General features: G+C 66.1%; 19 protein-coding genes and 1 pseudogene. 5 read left to right on the top strand and 15 right to left on the bottom strand.

Annotation, left to right across the window (positions count from 1 at the left end; all coding sequences use genetic code 11):
* The 5 genes from SYV04_RS35405 to SYV04_RS35385 all read right to left on the bottom strand — a co-directional run.
* A partial coding sequence (locus tag SYV04_RS35405) for a transposase (RefSeq protein WP_321550432.1) occupies positions 1-228 on the bottom strand: 228 nt, incomplete at its 3' end.
* A 263-nt stretch (positions 229-491) separates the two neighbouring features.
* Positions 492-977 (bottom strand): SRPBCC family protein, encoded by a 486-nt coding sequence (locus SYV04_RS35400; RefSeq protein WP_321550431.1) that lies wholly within the window; start codon positions 975-977, stop codon positions 492-494.
* An 18-nt stretch (positions 978-995) separates the two neighbouring features.
* Positions 996-1,322 (bottom strand): ArsR/SmtB family transcription factor, encoded by a 327-nt coding sequence (locus SYV04_RS35395; protein ID WP_321550430.1) that lies wholly within the window; start codon positions 1,320-1,322, stop codon positions 996-998.
* Between the two features lie 187 nt (positions 1,323-1,509).
* Positions 1,510-2,073 carry a nuclear transport factor 2 family protein gene (locus SYV04_RS35390; RefSeq protein WP_321550429.1) on the bottom strand — a complete coding sequence of 188 codons (564 nt, stop codon included), beginning with the start codon at positions 2,071-2,073 and terminating at the stop codon, positions 1,510-1,512.
* 55 nt (positions 2,074-2,128) lie between these two features.
* On the bottom strand, positions 2,129-2,995 hold the full coding sequence (locus SYV04_RS35385; protein ID WP_321550428.1) for an alpha/beta hydrolase family protein: 867 nt from the start codon (positions 2,993-2,995) through the stop codon (positions 2,129-2,131).
* Positions 2,996-3,087: 92 nt separating this feature from the next.
* Here SYV04_RS35385 and SYV04_RS35380 point away from each other — a divergent pair, with 92 nt between their 5' ends.
* Entirely contained in the window at positions 3,088-3,432 is a 345-nt protein-coding gene (locus SYV04_RS35380; protein WP_321550427.1) for a winged helix-turn-helix transcriptional regulator, read from the top strand.
* A gap of 116 nt (positions 3,433-3,548) precedes the next feature.
* Here the strand turns inward: SYV04_RS35380 and SYV04_RS35375 are convergent, their stop codons facing one another.
* The 5 genes and pseudogenes from SYV04_RS35375 to SYV04_RS35355 form a co-directional block, all read right to left on the bottom strand.
* The gene (locus SYV04_RS35375; RefSeq protein ID WP_321550426.1) at positions 3,549-4,352 is read right to left on the bottom strand and encodes an aldo/keto reductase family protein; all 804 of its coding nucleotides are present in this window, start codon (positions 4,350-4,352) and stop codon (positions 3,549-3,551) included.
* A 152-nt stretch (positions 4,353-4,504) separates the two neighbouring features.
* Positions 4,505-4,678, bottom strand: a complete 174-nt coding sequence (locus SYV04_RS35370) for a hypothetical protein (protein WP_321550425.1) — start codon at positions 4,676-4,678, stop codon at positions 4,505-4,507.
* Positions 4,678-5,970: a PDDEXK nuclease domain-containing protein gene (locus tag SYV04_RS35365; RefSeq protein ID WP_321550424.1), complete on the bottom strand. Its 1,293-nt coding sequence runs from the start codon at positions 5,968-5,970 to the stop codon at positions 4,678-4,680. Before SYV04_RS35365 ends, SYV04_RS35370 begins: the two co-directional genes overlap by 1 nt.
* 32 nt (positions 5,971-6,002) lie before the next feature.
* Positions 6,003-6,221 carry a transposase gene (locus tag SYV04_RS35360; protein ID WP_321550423.1) on the bottom strand — a complete coding sequence of 73 codons (219 nt, stop codon included), beginning with the start codon at positions 6,219-6,221 and terminating at the stop codon, positions 6,003-6,005.
* Positions 6,222-6,426: 205 nt separating this feature from the next.
* A pseudogene (locus tag SYV04_RS35355) lies at positions 6,427-6,822 on the bottom strand (tyrosine-type recombinase/integrase); the annotation flags it as partial.
* A gap of 601 nt (positions 6,823-7,423) precedes the next feature.
* Here SYV04_RS35355 and SYV04_RS35350 point away from each other — a divergent pair.
* The gene (locus SYV04_RS35350) at positions 7,424-7,591 is read left to right on the top strand and encodes a hypothetical protein (protein WP_321550422.1); all 168 of its coding nucleotides are present in this window, start codon (positions 7,424-7,426) and stop codon (positions 7,589-7,591) included.
* Between the two features lie 45 nt (positions 7,592-7,636).
* Here the strand turns inward: SYV04_RS35350 and SYV04_RS35345 are convergent, their stop codons facing one another.
* Together SYV04_RS35345 and SYV04_RS35340 are read right to left on the bottom strand one after the other, a co-directional pair.
* Entirely contained in the window at positions 7,637-9,148 is a 1,512-nt protein-coding gene (locus SYV04_RS35345) for an ABC transporter substrate-binding protein (protein WP_321550421.1), read from the bottom strand.
* Positions 9,149-9,545: 397 nt separating this feature from the next.
* Positions 9,546-9,824, bottom strand: a complete 279-nt coding sequence (locus SYV04_RS35340; protein WP_321550420.1) for a hypothetical protein — start codon at positions 9,822-9,824, stop codon at positions 9,546-9,548.
* A 205-nt stretch (positions 9,825-10,029) separates the two neighbouring features.
* Between SYV04_RS35340 and ltrA the strand changes: the two genes are divergently transcribed.
* Both ltrA and SYV04_RS35330 read left to right on the top strand, forming a co-directional pair.
* Entirely contained in the window at positions 10,030-11,283 is a 1,254-nt protein-coding gene (ltrA, locus tag SYV04_RS35335; RefSeq protein ID WP_321550419.1) for a group II intron reverse transcriptase/maturase, read from the top strand.
* A gap of 420 nt (positions 11,284-11,703) precedes the next feature.
* Entirely contained in the window at positions 11,704-12,468 is a 765-nt protein-coding gene (locus tag SYV04_RS35330; protein WP_321550418.1) for an RNase H family protein, read from the top strand.
* A 19-nt stretch (positions 12,469-12,487) separates the two neighbouring features.
* Here SYV04_RS35330 and SYV04_RS35325 read toward each other — a convergent pair whose 3' ends face one another.
* The gene (locus SYV04_RS35325) at positions 12,488-13,132 is read right to left on the bottom strand and encodes a hypothetical protein (RefSeq protein ID WP_321550417.1); all 645 of its coding nucleotides are present in this window, start codon (positions 13,130-13,132) and stop codon (positions 12,488-12,490) included.
* 107 nt (positions 13,133-13,239) lie between these two features.
* Here SYV04_RS35325 and SYV04_RS35320 point away from each other — a divergent pair, with 107 nt between their 5' ends.
* Entirely contained in the window at positions 13,240-13,887 is a 648-nt protein-coding gene (locus SYV04_RS35320) for a TetR family transcriptional regulator (protein WP_321550416.1), read from the top strand.
* Positions 13,888-13,973: 86 nt separating this feature from the next.
* Here SYV04_RS35320 and SYV04_RS35315 read toward each other — a convergent pair whose 3' ends face one another.
* Positions 13,974-14,177 carry a YbdD/YjiX family protein gene (locus SYV04_RS35315; RefSeq protein WP_321550415.1) on the bottom strand — a complete coding sequence of 68 codons (204 nt, stop codon included), beginning with the start codon at positions 14,175-14,177 and terminating at the stop codon, positions 13,974-13,976.
* Between the two features lie 3 nt (positions 14,178-14,180).
* A complete protein-coding gene (locus SYV04_RS35310) occupies positions 14,181-16,268 on the bottom strand; it encodes a carbon starvation CstA family protein (RefSeq protein ID WP_321550414.1) in 2,088 nt (695 codons plus the stop codon).
* Between the last annotated feature and the right edge of the window lie 17 nt (positions 16,269-16,285).

The following is a 16,285-nucleotide window of genomic DNA, read 5'->3' as shown; positions in this document are numbered from 1 at the left end:
GCGATGTCCCGCGGGACGGCCCTTGCGCCACTCGTAGAGCGTCGGCCCGGACACCCCCAGCTTCTGCGCCGCGTCCGTCACCGTCCCTCCCGCCGCCACGGTGTGCTCGGCGTAGCGCACCGCGAAGGCGCGCAGCGCCTCAGGGAACGGCAACGAGCCACTGCGCCGCCCAGCCTTCAGCCGCTGCGCCTCCTGACGGAACTGCTCCAAGTCCTTCTCCAACTCCACGGACCACCTCCTGGTGTGTGGCCGCAGGTGGTCTCACGAGAAGGGGAACCCGTCACGACGGGGCACGGCGAGGTCTTACGTTCAGCATCAATGGGGGTTGTTGGATTCGGGTGGCGGACGTCAAGCCGCCATGCGGAGACGTGAGCTACGAGTGGAAAGAGAACTGCTACGTCCCCAACTACCACCCTCCGCGAGAGCCCACCTCAGAGCCACCGTAGCCGCCGCCCATGTGCAGCATGCTCATGGCTCTGGGCTGATGTGTCTCACCCCGTCGACGCGCCGAAGCGTTGGTCGAGCTTGGTGAGCTGGCTGCTGAAACCCTCCTTCTGCATCTGGCTGAACTCCGGGTTGTGCATGGGGCTCAGCGTCACGACCATGCGCACGCTGTTTCCGGACGGGATGAAGTCGACCCACATCGTGCTGTCGTACGGCTTCACGCCGGGCAGGAAGTCGATGACGTGGGTGAGGGCGAGCCGTCGTTGCGGCTCGAGCTCGGTGAAGGTCCCGCGGGTCGCGTGCGAAAGCGGCTCACCCATCTTCTTCATCTCGGCGATGACTTCCGGCGCGTGGGCAATCATGTCGTAGCGCAGCGTGCCGCCGATGCGCGCCGAGATTTCGTGAACGTCGACACGGAAGCCCACCGGTCCCCACCAGGACTCGAAGCCTTCCTTCGTCGTCCACAGATCCCAGAGTTCCTGCGCGCTCGCGCGGTAGGTGCGCTCGATGATGATGTTCTTCGCTTCAGCCATGGTCGTTGCTCCTGTTCGCTACTTCTTGCTCTTCTGTTTTTGACGTTGTTCGAGCGCCGCGCCGAAGCGGTCGAGACGTTCTTCCCAAAGCTGCCGGTAGGGCGAGAGCCAGGCATCGAGCTCCTGAAAGGGCTCGGGCTTGAGGGAATAGAGCCGGCGTTGCCCGTCGGGTCGCACCGAGACGAAGCCGGACTCGTGGAGGATGCGCAGATGGCGCGAGACGCCCGACTGGTGGACGCCGGCCTCTTCGACGATGTCACCGACCTGCCGCTCGCCCCGGCGCAGCGTTTCGACGATGCGCCGGCGGGTGGGGTCGGCGAGGGTCTGAAAGGCGTCTATATGCATGCTCGTGTATATACATAGCCGCGCATTCGATGGCCGTCAATGGGCTAGGGGCGCGCGCCACGCCGCAGGGACTCGAAGCTGCTTCAGGTGTCAGAGGGGAAGCCCCGCCCGGGGGGAACGGGGCAGGGGAGGGGCCACGTTCCCCCAGGGGTGCCCACGGCTCAGTCCATCGCGTGGAGGCGCGGAGTCAGTCGCCGGCCTGGGCCAGCCGGTGGTCGTAGCTGATGACCCGCGCAAGCTTCCAGCTGCCATCCTGCTGCTTCTTCCACAGGTCGATGAACTTGCCGGTTTCGGTCAGCCGGTCCGGACGCCCGGGCTGCAGCGCGAAGAACCGATGCGTGCCCATCTGCATCGCGCCGTAGCCTTTCAGCACATGCACCGTCATCGTGCCTGGCACCAGTTCTCGTCGCGCGGTGAAGTTCTCGCCGGTCTTCTGCTTCTCGCAGCCTTGGCGCACCGACTCCACGAAGGCCGGGCCCGAGTCCGCGGTTTGTCCCCATTTGTCATGCACGAACTCGAAGTCCTCGGCGATGAGCGAGGCCAGCGTGTCGAGCCGGCAGCCGAACACCGCGTCGAACAGCTTGAGATCCAACTCCTCGAGCTGCGCCACCAGTTCGGGCGATGGCGGCTCGGCGCCGGGATGCAGCCGGATGGCAGCGGCCCCGGGCGGAGCCGCTGCTTCGCCAGGCGTCGTGGTGGCGCATGTGACGCCAGAGATCAGAAGGGGCACGACAGGGAGCAGCCGCGTCAAGACGGTCTTCGCAGGGGGCATGGGATGGGAGGGACTGCAGGGTGGCCTCCGAAGCTTACTTGCAATCGATGCGTCCCTGCGCGTCGGGCAAGCTCGCGCACGCTTCGCGCCACGCAGCGTCCTCGGGATAGAGCGCGCTACGGAGGAACGCCCAGCTCATACGCTGCACCAGGGCGACGCGCTCGGGATTCTCGTCGGTGGTTTCGGTCACCTCGTAGCCGGAGATGCCGCCGAGCATGTGCTCACCGCCAAACAGCGTGAGCAGTGCTTTGCCGCCGGGGCTCAGCGTGTACGGATCGGTGAACCAATCCGGGCCGCGGACCGTCAGCGGCGATCGATCGTGGTCACCGGCCACCACGAGCGTCGGCGTCGCCATGTGCTCGAAGCTCGAGTCCAAGTACGGCAAGTGCTCCTTCGCGAAGGGACTCAGATCGTCGCCACCGCGCCCCCCTGCGGCGAGCAGCACACCCGCTGAGATCCGCGGATCGCGCATGTCCTCGTCGCCACCACTCGCGACCATCCGCGCGCCGAGCAGCATGCTTGCTGTCTGGGCACCGAACGAATGGCCAGCAATCGCGATGCGACTTCGAGCAACCCGGCCCGCGAGCTCCGGGGCCGCGGCCTCGAGGCGCTCCAAATTGTCGAGCACGCGCTTCACATCGTCGACGCGAAACCGCCAGATCACCGGCCGACGCGGATCGCCCTCCGCGAGCCCGAGCCGCCGCGAATCGAGATGCGTCGGCTGGATCACTACGAAGCCCCGCGCTGACCAGTAGTCGACGAGCGGCGCGTAGCCGTCCATCGACGATCCGAAGCCATGCGAGAACACGATGATCGGCAGGTCGCCTCCGTTCACTGGCGCGGACACGCGCACCTGCAGATCAACGCCGCGCCCTGGCGCCAACAGGGTCAACGGATGCACCGATACAATCGTGGTTGGCGAGATCCTCATCGCTGCTAAGTAAGAGACAGCATGCGGCTCGTCAATCACGCAACTTTTTAGGACCAAGTCACATGGATATGACCAGCTGCTCGGGCGTCAGCGAGATCCTCGGACAGGTCGGCGACAAGTGGACGATCCAGGTCGTCATTGCGCTCCTCGAGCAACCGCGGCGCTTCAACGACCTGCGCCGCAGCGTCGCGGGCATCTCGCAGCAGATGCTGGCGCGCACCCTGAGGGCGCTCGAACGCGACGGCATGATCGTCCGCACCGTCCACGCGACCAAGCCACCGCAGGTCGATTACGCGTTGACCGACCTCGGCCGCTCGCTCTCCGAGCCCGTCCGGCAGCTGGCGCAGTGGGCGATCGACCACCGCACCGCGATTCGCGACAACCGCGAGCGATTCGACGCGCGATGATGCCCTGCCGCGACCTGGAGTCGCCGCTGCGACGGGCGCCCGGTTGCTCAAGCAGCTCGGTCGGGGCTCATGCGACAACGGTACGTGATGAGGAGATGCGTGGTCTCGGCCACGCCTCATAGCAATGCCGAAACCGCCCTAAGCTCGCTCGCGGTCAACTCGAGCTCGAAGATGGCGAGATCCTCGCGCATGTGCGCTTTCGACGTGGTCCCGGTGAGCGGCGTGACGCCGACCTGCGTCAAGTAACGGAACAGGATCTGAGCCGGTGTCCGGCCGTACTCGAGCGACAGCCGCCGCACCGTGTCGTTGGCGAGCAGCTGCGGATTGGCCGTCAGCGTCCAGAAGCTCTGGTACGCGATGGCGTGACGCGTACAGAACTCGCGAATGTCCCGGTCGTACCCGGTCTCCGCATAGAAGCGGTTCTGCACGATGGCCGGCTTGATGCGGCTCGCGCCATGCAGACGCTCGAGAACATCGAGGTTGTAACAGTTGCTGATGCCGATGCGGTGCGCGCCGCCCGAGTCCACCAGTGATTCCATTGCGCGCCAGACCTGCATCGTCTGCTCCTCACGGGGAAGCGGCGAATGCAGGACCAGCGCGTCCACGTAATTCGTCTGGAGATTGCGCAGCGACGTGGCGAATGATTGCGCCACCTGCTCGGGCAGGCTTGCCTGCGGATCATACGGAATCCGCTGAGGATCGTGGCCGGGCAGTGACGTGAACTTGGTCTGCACGTAGACGTCCTCGCGGCGTATGCCCTCGCGCAGCCAGGACGCGAGCGCCTCGCCCACGCCGGGCTCGTGGTAGTGCTTCGGCTGGCAGGCCGTGTCGATGCCACCAAATCCCGCGCGCAGCGCCTGCGTGACGAGCGTCTCCGTGCGCTCTTTCTTCCACGCGGTTCCGTAGATGATGGGTGGCATTTGCATGGGTCGACTTCCTCGTTCGAGTCGTTGACGGCTCGCGGGAACGGATGGCACACAGCATGCCACGAACGGAGCCGCGCAGCCGTTGCGCGAGCCGGTGGTGCGACTTCAGGAAGAGGCGGATTCGATTGCCGCCGCTTCCAAGTAGATCAACCCGCCGCTTTCAATGCGGCACCCTCTGAGAACAGGGGCTGCGCTCGCATTTTCGGGACCAAATCCGGGTCTTTGGTCTTGAAGGAGAGTTCTTTCAGCGTCGTCGTCCCGCTCTTTAGGGACGGTGGAATCGTCGCGAAGTTCTTCAAGCCGAAGGCGATTGTCCTCATCACGCGCGACCTCCTTTGATCCGTGGCGTCCTCGATTCGTGGTGGTCATCAGGTTTGGAGAGCAGAGCATACAGCTCGTGGAGCTTCGCGCGGAGCACCTCCTTCGGAGGTAGGAACGTTTGGTACTCCGCGACGAGCGTGGGCGACGTCGTACGCGCGAGCGCGTACTCGACGACCTCGTCGTCCTTCGTCGCGCAGAGAAGCACGCCTATCGAGGGGCGCTCGTGAGGTTTCTTCACGTCGCGGTCGAGCGCCTCCACGTAGAACGAGAGCTGCCCCAGGTCGGCGGGTTTGAACTTGTCGACCTTCAGCTCGAAGGCGACGAGGCACTGCAGGCCGCGGTGGAAGAACACGAGGTCGATCTCGAAGTCTTGCTTGCCGACCTGCACGGGGTACTTCGAGCCGACGAAGCAAAAGTCGCGACCCAGCTCGGTGAGGAAGCGCCCAAGATGTTGGAGCAGGGAGCTGTGGAGGTCAGCTTCTGAGTGGCCGTCAGCAAGGGCGAGGAACTCCAAGTTGTAGGCGTTCTTCAGCTCGCTCAGGGCGTCGGGAATTTGTCTCAGCGCTGGTGAGACTTTCTTCGCGGCGTGCGCGTCGCGCAGCACGGCACCTGATCGGAGCTGGCGCTCCAACTCGCGCGACGACCAACGTTCCTTGATAGCTGCGAGGATGTAGAACTCGCGGGCCTCCGTTGGCTTGGCCTGCCCCAAGATGAGGAGATGGTGGGTCCACGGCAATTGTCTCAGCAGTGCTGAGACTTTTCGGTTCGACCGGTACGCCTCGTAAAACTGGCGCATTCGGAACAGGTTCGGGCGCGTGAAACCACGGAGCCCAGGGAAACGCCGGGCGAGCGACGCCGCGAGTTCCTCGACGACGCCGTCACCCCACTCAGCGCTCGCGATCTTCCGGCTGATGTACTCGCCGAGCTGCCAGTAGAGGGAGACCAACTCGGCGTTCACCGCCTGGTAGGCGCGGCCACGTGCGGCCTCGATGAGCGCGATGACCTCGGCGAAGCGCGTGTCTTCGTCGCCGGTCAGCCGTCTCGAACGAGGTACGGCGAGCGCCGACGCCTCGGTGGCGACGGTCTTCGCGGCGCGCGTTTTCGAGGCGGTCTTTGTGGCCATGCGGAGCACACATGTTCCGGCGAACCTGCGGATTTTACAACCGGATCTACCCACGACGATTTTGTGTCCCTGAGTTCGCGTCCGGAAGGCTTTGCTCCTCGCATGAGGATCGAACCTCACGCAGGCCAACACGTCGAAGTCGAACGTCCGAACGTCCTCCTCAGCCACTCGGCGTAAGTCCACTCGCGGCGTCCTCTGCTTCATCCGCTCCGTTCTGGCCGCTGCCTCCTTCCTCGCTCTCGCTTCCTCCTCACCTGCTTGGGGACCAGAAATGGCCGCAGTTTGGCGCCTGGGGCGAAGACGCCGTGGAACCTCGTGAGGTTTGCCCGAGGCGGAGGCACCAGGGACGCCACACGCTGTAACAGTTCCAGCCCAGTGAAGAGCAGGTGCGTCGTACCGTCCGGCAGCGGGCGCTTCATGCGGTAGGCAAGGAGCATAGGGGCTGCTTGGAAGTCCTACAGGAACTGCGCTCGATCAAATCGGAGCGCTCTCGTCAGAAGCTCCGCGCGGCGGGTTCGATTCCCGCCGCCTCCATCCCGAGAAGCCCAGCAATCTTAACGGGTTGCTGGGTTTTTCTTTGTCCTCGTTTTCTTCATGTGACCTCAGTGTGCCCCTCTGGCGTCTCTAGCCCAGAGCGGCGCGCGGCTGGGGGCTGGGCCGATCCAGTTCCTGCACCGCGCTCTCCCGCGCCTCGGGCGACAGGTGCGCATACCTCATGGTCATCGCGATGGTGGCGTGACCCATCAACTCCTGAATGACCTTGAGAGCAACGCCCCGCATCGCCAGGTGGCTGCCATAGGTGTGCCGTAGGTCGTGCCAGATGATGGAACCCTCCGGGCGGCTGACTCCTGCCCTACGCAGCGCCCGCAGGAGCGGGTGCTTGGTCACCCCAGCGGTGACCGGGCGACCGTCCGGCAGGCAGAACACGTAAACGCCGCACAGGTGGCGGTGTCCCTTGAGTGCCTCCACTGCCGACGCGGGGAGATCCACCGTTCGCGAGCATAGGAAGGACGGGAGCCCTCTTGGGCGTAGCGGGCGGGAGCAGAGCGGGAGGTGAGGGACGCTGACGGGGAGCCCATGAGCCGCACGCCGAGCCGACGCAGAAGCCTTTCATCTCCAGCAGACACACGCCTGCCCAGCCCAGCCGCCTTCCCAGCAGGGGCGCGGCAGGGGCCTGGCTCTCTTGGCTGGCTGGGGCGGCTTGAGCTTCAACACCCCGCGCTCTGGGGCGGCCCTCGCGCAGGGGCCAGGTGCGCACTCGACGGGGGCAACCCCAGGTGCTCCACAATCGCGCTCACCCCTCCGGCTCCCTTCACGGCCCGCCAACACCCTTAAGCCTGCCTCCACACCTCAAGCACGCCAACACATCCAGAGCGAACCTCCTGCGCAGCAGCCAGGCCCTGTCCAAACGGGGTGTGCGCTCCTTCCTCGGCTCCTCCACCGTCGCGGCAAAGGCGGGGCTCTCCTCCTGCCCCGGCTCCGCCCCTGCTTGAGGGAGCCCGAGCTGTGTGCCAGGCCGGTGTAGGGGGCCGAGCACCCCATAGGGCACACTGCTGCCCAGGCCGCCCTCCCATGTGCTTCAGAATCGCGCGCACCCCTCGTGCTCTCTTCACGTACGGCGATGGATCCACGCACCTGCGCGGAGCAGATCCTCCGCGCCATCGACCACCGAGACCGGGAGTTGGTGATGACGGCCCGAGCCAGGATTGGCCTCTACCTCAAGCTCCTGGCTCCGGGCTTGGTCGATCGCTTCGCGCTCAAGGCCACGCTGAAGCGGGGCGGATCGTGAGGAAGGGGCGGAGCGGACCCCGCTCCCTTCCGAGGACTTCAGCGCCTACGGGCTGAACATGCCGGTGAGCACGCTAGCGCGGCCTCGAGGCAGCGAGCGCATGTACGGGCTCGTCGCCAGGTCCGAGCCGGGCTGGTACCAGCTCTGGATCTCCGCGAAGTACGTCTGGCCCGTCTGCAGCACGCCCGGGGGCAGGTACACGCTCTGGAGATCCGTGTGCAGCGACGTCACGCGCGTGGCCGTGGTGCGGCCATTGCTCACGCCCAGCCGGTAGATGTTCACCACGTAGTTCGTGGCCGTGCCGACCAGCGGCTTGGACCAGCTCAGCGAGGCGTTGGTCCCCACGCCCGTGAGGTTCTGGAACGCGCCGCGCGTGTTCACCTTGGGCGCCTGCACCGGCCCGATGATCGGCTGGACGGGGGCGGCGGCGAACGCGCTCGCCTCCTGATCCACGCGGAGGTCCACGCTCATGGTGTAGGGCGTCGCGGTCCCCAGCGCGTAGCTCTTCGTGAAGCCCGCGGCGGCGAGCGCCACCTTCTGCCAGCTCGCCGGGAGCGGGTTGTTGTACGCCATGTCCCCCGTGACGAGGTCGGTGCGCTGCGAGTCCGGATTGAGCTTCACGAGCAGCGGCGGCCCGCTGATGGACGCGAGCGCCGAGCTCAGCGCGGCCGGCCGGGCGGACATCCAGATCTCGCTATATGTGCTGGCCGCGTCCGGATTCACCTGCGTGCGCATCGCCTCGAAGGCCGAGCGCCGCCAGTCCACGGCGAAGGTGCCTGTCGAGGCGGGCTGGGTGAAGGTGCCGCTGACGGAGACGGGCTGGCCCTCCACCTGCGTCACGCTCGCGAGGAGCACCTTGTGCATCGCGCGGTAGGTCACCCCGTTCGCGCTCGTCTTCAGCCGCATCTGCGCCAGCGAGAGCAGGTCCCCCTTGCTGCTGTCGAGCAGCACGGGGTTGAGCATGTTGGCGTAATCGAAGGTCAGCCCGGAGAGCGACGTGGCGCCCACCTGGGGGAGCCCCGTTGCGCTGCCGTTGATGTAGCCGAACGCGCCCGGGTTCAGCGAATACATGTCCAGGAAGTCCTCTGACTGCCAGGGAGACAGGCCTGTGGCGGACACCGTCACGGGGGTGGACAGCGAGACGAAGGTCCCGTCACGGCCCCACTCCATGGAGCCCAGATCGAACGAGCGGCCGGTGCTCACCAGGTAGCGCGAGCCCAGCTTCAGGTAGATGCGCCCGGAGGGGACGCTCGGCACGGAGATGGTGCCGTCCGCAGAGCCCGTGCCCGGGTAGGCCGTGAACTCGCCGGTCGTCGAGTCCCGCGTGTACGCCACCACCGAGGTGGCCGACTGATCGTACGGCTTCGTCTCGTTGCCCGACATGGCGACGAAGGTCACCTGGCTGGTGCCGGTGACGTTGGTGATCAGGGCTCGGGTGACCTGGGAGGTCGTGTCCGCCGACACGGAGGAGTCCAGGGCTTCGGCCTCATCGAGACCCGCGCAGCCGACCCCCGTCATGCCTAGGAAAAGCCCCATGAAGATCAATGACTTCCGCATTTTGGAATGCACCTTTCGGCGGCGCCCCAATGGTGCCGCGCCGGGAGATTCATACCGGGCATGTCTGACTTTTCCTGGAGCGCTTTGAGTCCCCACTTTTCGGCTACATCCGGAAGCATCGGCGGTGCATGTCGACGCTCTGGAAGACTCCTGCGGCCGTGCTCTCGCTTCTCCTCATTCCCTGGCAGCTCGCGGTCGCCGCGCCTCCGGCGGCAGCCCGAGCGAAGCCCGCGGACAACCCCTGGGTGCATCATCACGACCCTCGATCGCGCCGAGGCACGACGCAAGCCGCCGCCGGACCAGGACACGGTCGAGATCGGCGTGATGGAGAAGCCCGAGGATGCCGCGGCGGGTGCTCCGCCCGTGTGGACGCTTGAGCGCAACTTTCTCTCTCAATTCAAGGACAACAAGCACTCGCGCGTCTCGTTCGAGCATAGAACTCTCGCAGCGCACCCGCGCGAAGCCGTGCGCCAGCACTCCGCACTCCAGGTACCGGGCTTACGTCCCGCTCCACGTACCGGGGCAGGCCGCGCCCCACCTCGCTCGCCTCCGCCAGCAGCGTGGCCAGGTTGTCCTTCACCGCCTCGTACAGCACCGTCCCCTCCGGCTGCCTCCGCCGGTACGCCCACCCGCGCTCCTCCACCCGCTCCTTCCCTGCCACACCTTTCCAGGGCACACGCTCCTGTCCGCCTCCCACGGGGTTCTCGTGTGCCCTGGGAGACCGGGGAACTCAGGCCGCTTGCGTCCAAGCAGATTGCCTCTGTTTGGCCGCATGTGCCCCCAGTGTGCGTGCGCCGTGAAAGGTGCATCTGACCAGCGGGTGGAAGTCCCGCCCGAGGAGGAAGTCGACCCCCTCGGTAGCTATCTGGCGGGGATGAGGGGTGACCCTCGGACTCGAAGCCCAGAGAAAGAAGGCCTCGAAAGGAGGTCGAGCAAGCCAGATCCATCGGTGGGATGTCCTGACGGAGGCGCTCAGGCAGTCGAAGCAGAAGAAGGGCGCCGCAGGAGTGGATGGACAGACCTTCGAACAGATTGAGGCGCACGGTGAGGAACGCTGGCTCCAGGAGTTGCAGCGCGAGTTGCAAAGGAAGGGGTATCGGCCCCAGCCCGTACGAAGGGTGCTGATACCCAAGCCAGGAGGAGGCGAGCGGCCACTGGGTATCCCCACGATCAGAGATCGTGTGGTCCAGACAGCGGCAAAGCTCCTCCTGGAGCCTATTCTCGAGGCCGCCTTGAGCGAGGCTGCTTACGGGTACCGACTCGGACGCAGTGCAGTCGATGCGGTCAAGCAGGTCCATCAGGAACTGAAGCGAGGGCAGACCCAGGTAGTGGATGCGGATCTCTCGAAGTACTTCGACACGATTCCCCACGCGCAGCTGATGAAGAGCGTGGCGAGGAGGGTCGCGGACAAGGCGGTGCTGCATCTGGTGAAGATGTGGCTGAAGGTGCCTGTGGAAGAGAGGGACGAGCAGGGGCGCCCGAGGTACAGCGGAGGCAAACGCTCGAAGCAGGGAACACCGCAGGGGGGGGGCATCTCACCGCTGCTGGCGAACATCTACATCAACCGGTTGCTGAAGGTGTTTGCCAAGAGTGAGCTGATGGAGAGGAGCGGAGCGAAGATCGTCAACTACGCCGATGACTTCGTGGTGGTAGCCCGCAGGGGCGCCACGGAGGTGCTGGCACAGGTGAAGCAATGGCTCGGTGGGATGAAGCTGACGCTCAACGAGACGAAGACGAGCCTTCGTGATGCGCGGAAGGAGCATTTCCGCTTCCTGGGGTATGAGTTGGGGCCACTGGTCTACAAGAAGACCGGCCAGAAGTACCTGGGAGCCCGACCCTCGAAGAAGGCGATGGAGCACGCCCGAGGCGAAGTGAGCCGAATCCTCCGACGCGGCAGAACGGAGCGCTGGGAGGAGATAGCGGGTGAGCTCAACCAGTTCCTGCGAGGGTGGGCAAGTTACTTTGCCTACGACTCGCCGTTGCACGCGTTCAACGTGCTGGACTGGCACGTCACAGAACGGGTGAGGAACTTCCTGAGCAGGAGGCACAACGTGACGCGAGCAACGTCACGCTTCAAGTACAACGAGGTGCATCGGAGCCTCGGAGTGCTGGAGGTGCGTGCGCTCCTGCGCTGAGACGCGTCGCGTGAAATCTGTCCGAGAGCCGGATGCAGGAAATCTGCACGTCCGGTTCGATGAGCGGCGTGGAGGAAACGGACCGTGGGTAAGACTCGGCGAGAGGGCGAGCGAAAGCAGACCCTCGCAGTAGGCGCCGACGAGCCCGAGCGGTACCGCGCCTCCCGTCGACTCTACCCCTCCAGCGGGGAATTGAACGGGACGAGACGGGACGAAACGGGATGGGGCAGCAGAACGAACCGACGAGAGATCAAGGCATTAGCCGGTAACAGCGCGACCTGCTTGGGGTTTTGCTTCCGCCTTGATGCGGGTTCGATTCCCGCCGCCTCCATCCCGAGAAGCTCCGCAATCTGGGATTGCTGGCAATCAAGTCACTCTTCGGGAAGTGAAGGCGCGCTCCGTAGCCGATAGGGTAGGGGCATGGAGAGCCATGCGACCGTGGTCTTCGCTGATGGTGCGTGTTCCGGCAACCCCGGCCCGGGGGGCTGGGGGGCCATCATCGTTACGCCTGATGGCCAGGTGACGGAGCTGGGGGGCCACGAGCCGGGGACCACCAACAACAGGATGGAGATGACCGCCGTGGGCAAGGCGCTGCGCCACCTGGAGCGGACACCGGGGCCCGTGCATATCTACACGGACTCCACGTACGTCATTCAGGGCATCACCCGCTGGGTGTTCGGGTGGAGCCGGCGCGGATGGAAGACGGCCGAGGGCGGCGAGGTGGCCAACACCCTCTACTGGAAGCGGCTCATGGCACTGCTGGCCGAGCGCAAGCAGGCCTTTCCCGCCGAGGCCGCCCTCGTGGAGTGGCGGTACGTTCGCGGGCATGTGGGGGTGCCGGGCAATGAGCGGGTGGACGAGATCGCCGTCGCCTTCTCCAAGGGGCGAAGCACGCAGCTCTACGTGGGCCCGCTCCAGAGGTACGGGGTGGCCGTGCATGAGCTGCCCGAGGACACCTCGCTCCCCGAAGAGAAGCCCCGCCAGCGCGAGGGCGCTGCCCCGGCGTACTCCTACCTGAGCGAGGTGGGACGCACCGTGAGGCGGCACGCGACCTGGGCGGCCTGTGAGCGCAGGGTGAAAGGCGTGTCCGGCGCACGCTTCAAGAAGACGCGGAGCGCGCAAGATGAAGCGCGGGTGCTGGAGGAGTGGGGCGTCCAGGCCCAGGACGTCCAGTCGGAGGACTGAGGAGGCTCGTGCTCAGCCGCTACGGGTGCCACGTCGCGAGACCGAGCGCGAGGAGGGCGCCGCCGAGCCGCACGGCTCGATCGTTCTGTGCGTCGCTGAGGAGGACCTCCGCCTGGCGCGCGGCTCGGAGTTCGGCAGGCTGCAGGCGCAGTGCCCCCAGGGTGTCCTCGCCGGCGTGAAGCTTCAGCGCGCCGGAGGCTCCGCCGAGGTAGTGCCGAATGACGTCCGAGGGCAACGCGCGAAACTGCTCGAGCAGCAAGGCGCCGAGGTGCAGCCGAATCGTGCCACGGCCGACGGCCCCGGTAGCGGCCGCTGCTTGCCCTTCGCCCATCATCGCCGCCCGGAACTGCGCCGTCGCCAGCCTCTCGAGGGCTCCGACGACCTCCGCGGGGTGAATCAACTTCTCTTCGATCAGGAGGTGCTCTGGCGGAATGCCACGTTTCGCGGCTGCCGCACCGAGAAGTCCGACGAGTCCGCGATCGAGTTTGTCCTCCGCTGCGAGCAGGGCCAGGAGCCCCTCGGACGGGACCGTCGACTCCGAGGAGACGATGTGCCCGGCCGTCACCGAGAAGCACCGAACGCCCGAGGCACCTCGGGTGACGATGCGTGCCGACGGCTTCGACCAGGAGAGCGATACCGCGGACAGGAAGCGGGTGTTGAGCATGGGGGAACCTATCGCTTGCTACCCAGGGACAATATTGGCACTGGGTGCCATCCGCAACACGTAGTGCCAGGATTGCCGAGAGCAGGAAAGTAGGTTCAGCTACGCGGATGAAGGCGAAAGAGTCCCCTCCGGACCTCGAGTCTCTGCAGGAGCGCAAGCAAAGGCTGGTGCGGGCGAACATCGCGGAGCTTGCCTTGGCGCCGCTCATCGAGCGCGGCTTCGATGCCGTCACGATCGATGACCTCGCGAAGGCCGCGGGTATCTCCAGGAGGACGTTCTTCCGCTACTTCGCAACGAAGGAAGAAGTGGTTACGTCCGAGTTCGATGAAGCAGGCACGTCACTGCTGGCCGCGTTTCGCCTTCGTCCCCGGGACGAGCAGCCGCTCTTGTCGCTGCGCTTCGCCATCGGTTCGGTCATCGAGCGCCTCGCCAGCGCTCCGGAGCGCACCCGAGCGCTGATGCGGCTCATTCGCCGGACCCCCTCGCTCCGCGGGCGTTTCCTGGTCACCCAGGACGAGTGGAGGGATCAGCTCACCGCCGCCATCGTCGAACGGCTGCCGAGAGGTCCAAAGTCCCCGATGCTCGCGCGCCTCACCGCCACCGTGTCGATGGGCGCGGTCGACGCGGCGATGACGACGTGGGCCGAGAGCAACGACAGGGACATCAGTGCCGTCGCGGACGAAGCGTTCGAAGCGCTCTCGGCCGTGGTCATGGCGGCAACGCACACCGTGCAAGGCCGCAAGAGCCACCGCTGACCTCGATGGCTCCTCGGTGGATTGGACCTACGACGATGTGCTTTTGACCGAGCCGTAGCGTCTGGCCGCCTCGCGGTGGCTGGCGCTCAACAGCAGCGCCCACCGCCCCCGCGATAGCGGGCCTGCATTCGCTCGTTGAAGAACTCCGCGTAGCTCATCACCGGGCGAGCGGGGTGATGGGTACGCATGTGCTCGACGTAGGTGTCGTAGTCGGGCACGCCGATGAGCAAGCGGGCCGTCTGCACGGTCCGGAGCCAGAGCCGCCTCAGTTCCTCGCGCGGGAAGGGCATGGGTCAGCGCTCCACCACCGCCGCCAGGGGAACGGGGGGCGTCTCTTGCGCGGTCGGCACCGCTGAACGCCGGGCGGCCAGCGCCGCGCGGAGGCCGAACACGAGCGTGGTTACCACCACCAGCATGAACAGGCCGGTGAGGGTCGCGTCCACGGTGTCGTTGGTGATGACGCGCTGCATCTCCTCCAGGTTCTTCGCCGGTGCCAGCACCTTGCCGTCGGCCACCGCCGCCTCGAAGCCTCGCGCGTGGGCGAGGAAGCTGACCCGAGGATCCGAGCTGAACACCTTCTGCCAGCCCGCGGTCAGCGTGCAGATGATCAGCCAGACGGTGGGAATCGCCGGAATCCACAGGAAGCGCTCCCGCTTCATCTTCACCAGCACCACGCAGGCCAGGATCAGCGCGATGGCGGCCAACATCTGGTTGGCGATGCCGAACAGCGGCCACAGCGTGTTGATGCCTCCCAGCGGATCCACCACGCCCTGGTAGAGGAAGTAGCCCCAGCTCGCCACGCAGATCACCGTTGCGATCAGGTTCGCGCCCCAGGAGTCGGTCCGCTTCAGCGGCGCGTAGACCAACCCGGCCAGCTCCTGGATCATGAAGCGGCCCACACGTGTGCCCGCGTCCACAGTGGTGAGGATGAACAGCGCCTCGAAGAGGATGGCGTAGTGGTACCAGAAGGCCATCATTCCCTCGCCGCCGATGAGCCCATGGAGGATCTGCGCCATGCCCACCGCCAGGGTCGGCGCGCCGCCCGCGCGTGACAGGATGGAGGTCTCTCCAATGTCCCGGGCTGTCTGGGTGAGCACCTCCGGTGTGAGCACGAAGCCCCACTGGCTGATGACCTGGGCCGCTTGCTCGGCGGTGGTGCCGATCACGCCGGGAGGAGAGTTCATCGCGAAGTACACCCCCGGCTCCAGCACCGTGGCGGAGATCAGCGCCATGATCGCGACGAAGGCTTCCATGAGCATCGCGCCGTAGCCCACCATGCGCGCCTCGGGTTCGGAGGAGAGCATCTTCGGTGTGGTGCCCGAGGAGATCAGCGAGTGCCAGCCGGACACCGCACCGCAGGCGATGGTGATGAACAGGAACGGGAACACGTTGCCGGAGAACACGGGCCCGGTGCCATCGATGAACCGGGTCACCGCGGGCATCTTCAGCTCCGGCGCGGCGAAGACGATGCCCAGCGCCAGCACCACGATGGTGCCGATCTTCAGGAAGGTCGACAGGTAGTCGCGCGGCGCCAACAGCAGCCACACCGGGAGCACCGAGGCGCAGAAGCCGTAGGCGATCAGCATCCACGCCAGCGCCTTGCCGTCATAGGTGAACAGGGGCGCCAGGGCCGGTGCATCGGCCACCTTGCCACCCAGCCAGATCGACAGCATCAGCAGCACGAAGCCGATGATGGACACCTCGAGCACGCGGCCCGGACGGAGGTAGCGCAGGTACACGCCCATCAGCAGTGCGATGGGGATGGTCATGGCCACCGTGAAGGTGCCCCAGGCGCTGGCGGCCAGCGCCTTGACCACCACCAGGGCCAGCACCGCGAGGATGATCATCATGATCATCAGCACGCCGATCATCGCCACCACGCCGGCGGCGGGCCCCAGCTCCATGCGCACCATGTCGCCCAGGGATTTGCCGTCGCGGCGGATGGACAGGAACAGGATGGTGAAGTCCTGCACCGCGCCCGCGAGGATCACTCCGAAGAGGATCCACATCGTGCCGGGCAGGTACCCCATCTGCGCGGCGAGGACCGGGCCAACGAGCGGGCCCGCTCCCGCGATGGCGGCGAAGTGGTGGCCGAAGAGCACCCACTTGTCCGTGGGCACATAGTCCAGGCCGTCATTGTGACGACGCGCCGGCGTGGCGCGGTTGGGATCCAGCTGCAGGGCCTTCTCGGCGATGAAGCGGCTGTAGAAGCGGTAGCCGATCAAGAAGGTGGCGACGGAGGCCACCACCAGCCAGGTGGCGTTGATCGTCTCTCCCCGGTGCAGCGCCACCGTGCCCAGACAGAACGCGCCCAGGATGGCGAGCAGGGCCCAACCCACCGTGCTTGCCAGCCGCCTCTTCGTCCCTTCCGCTTGGAGCATCGCGGGATGCTTCCTCC

Origin of the sequence: Hyalangium ruber, from assembly GCF_034259325.1 — a bacterium.
Taxonomy (GTDB): Bacteria; Myxococcota; Myxococcia; order Myxococcales; family Myxococcaceae; genus Hyalangium_A; species Hyalangium_A rubrum.
Note: the sequence above shows the minus strand (reverse complement) of the source record. Positions and strands in the feature narration are given on the sequence as shown.

What these genes read in the sequence shown, in the direction of transcription:
- SYV04_RS35320 (WP_321550416.1), top strand. Translation starts at nt 13,240, where the DNA reads ATGAAGGCGAAAGAGTCCCCTCCGGACCTCGAGTCTCTGCAGGAGCGC.
- SYV04_RS35325 (WP_321550417.1), bottom strand. Translation starts at nt 13,132, where the DNA reads ATGCTCAACACCCGCTTCCTGTCCGCGGTATCGCTCTCCTGGTCGAAG.
- SYV04_RS35380 (WP_321550427.1), top strand. Translation starts at nt 3,088, where the DNA reads ATGGATATGACCAGCTGCTCGGGCGTCAGCGAGATCCTCGGACAGGTC.
- SYV04_RS35395 (WP_321550430.1), bottom strand. Translation starts at nt 1,322, where the DNA reads ATGCATATAGACGCCTTTCAGACCCTCGCCGACCCCACCCGCCGGCGC.
- SYV04_RS35400 (WP_321550431.1), bottom strand. Translation starts at nt 977, where the DNA reads ATGGCTGAAGCGAAGAACATCATCATCGAGCGCACCTACCGCGCGAGC.
- SYV04_RS35370 (WP_321550425.1), bottom strand. Translation starts at nt 4,678, where the DNA reads ATGAGGACAATCGCCTTCGGCTTGAAGAACTTCGCGACGATTCCACCG.
- SYV04_RS35360 (WP_321550423.1), bottom strand. Translation starts at nt 6,221, where the DNA reads ATGAAGCGCCCGCTGCCGGACGGTACGACGCACCTGCTCTTCACTGGG.
- SYV04_RS35330 (WP_321550418.1), top strand. Translation starts at nt 11,704, where the DNA reads ATGGAGAGCCATGCGACCGTGGTCTTCGCTGATGGTGCGTGTTCCGGC.
- SYV04_RS35310 (WP_321550414.1), bottom strand. Translation starts at nt 16,268, where the DNA reads ATGCTCCAAGCGGAAGGGACGAAGAGGCGGCTGGCAAGCACGGTGGGT.
- SYV04_RS35350 (WP_321550422.1), top strand. Translation starts at nt 7,424, where the DNA reads ATGGATCCACGCACCTGCGCGGAGCAGATCCTCCGCGCCATCGACCAC.
- SYV04_RS35375 (WP_321550426.1), bottom strand. Translation starts at nt 4,352, where the DNA reads ATGCCACCCATCATCTACGGAACCGCGTGGAAGAAAGAGCGCACGGAG.
- SYV04_RS35345 (WP_321550421.1), bottom strand. Translation starts at nt 9,148, where the DNA reads ATGCGGAAGTCATTGATCTTCATGGGGCTTTTCCTAGGCATGACGGGG.
- SYV04_RS35315 (WP_321550415.1), bottom strand. Translation starts at nt 14,177, where the DNA reads ATGCCCTTCCCGCGCGAGGAACTGAGGCGGCTCTGGCTCCGGACCGTG.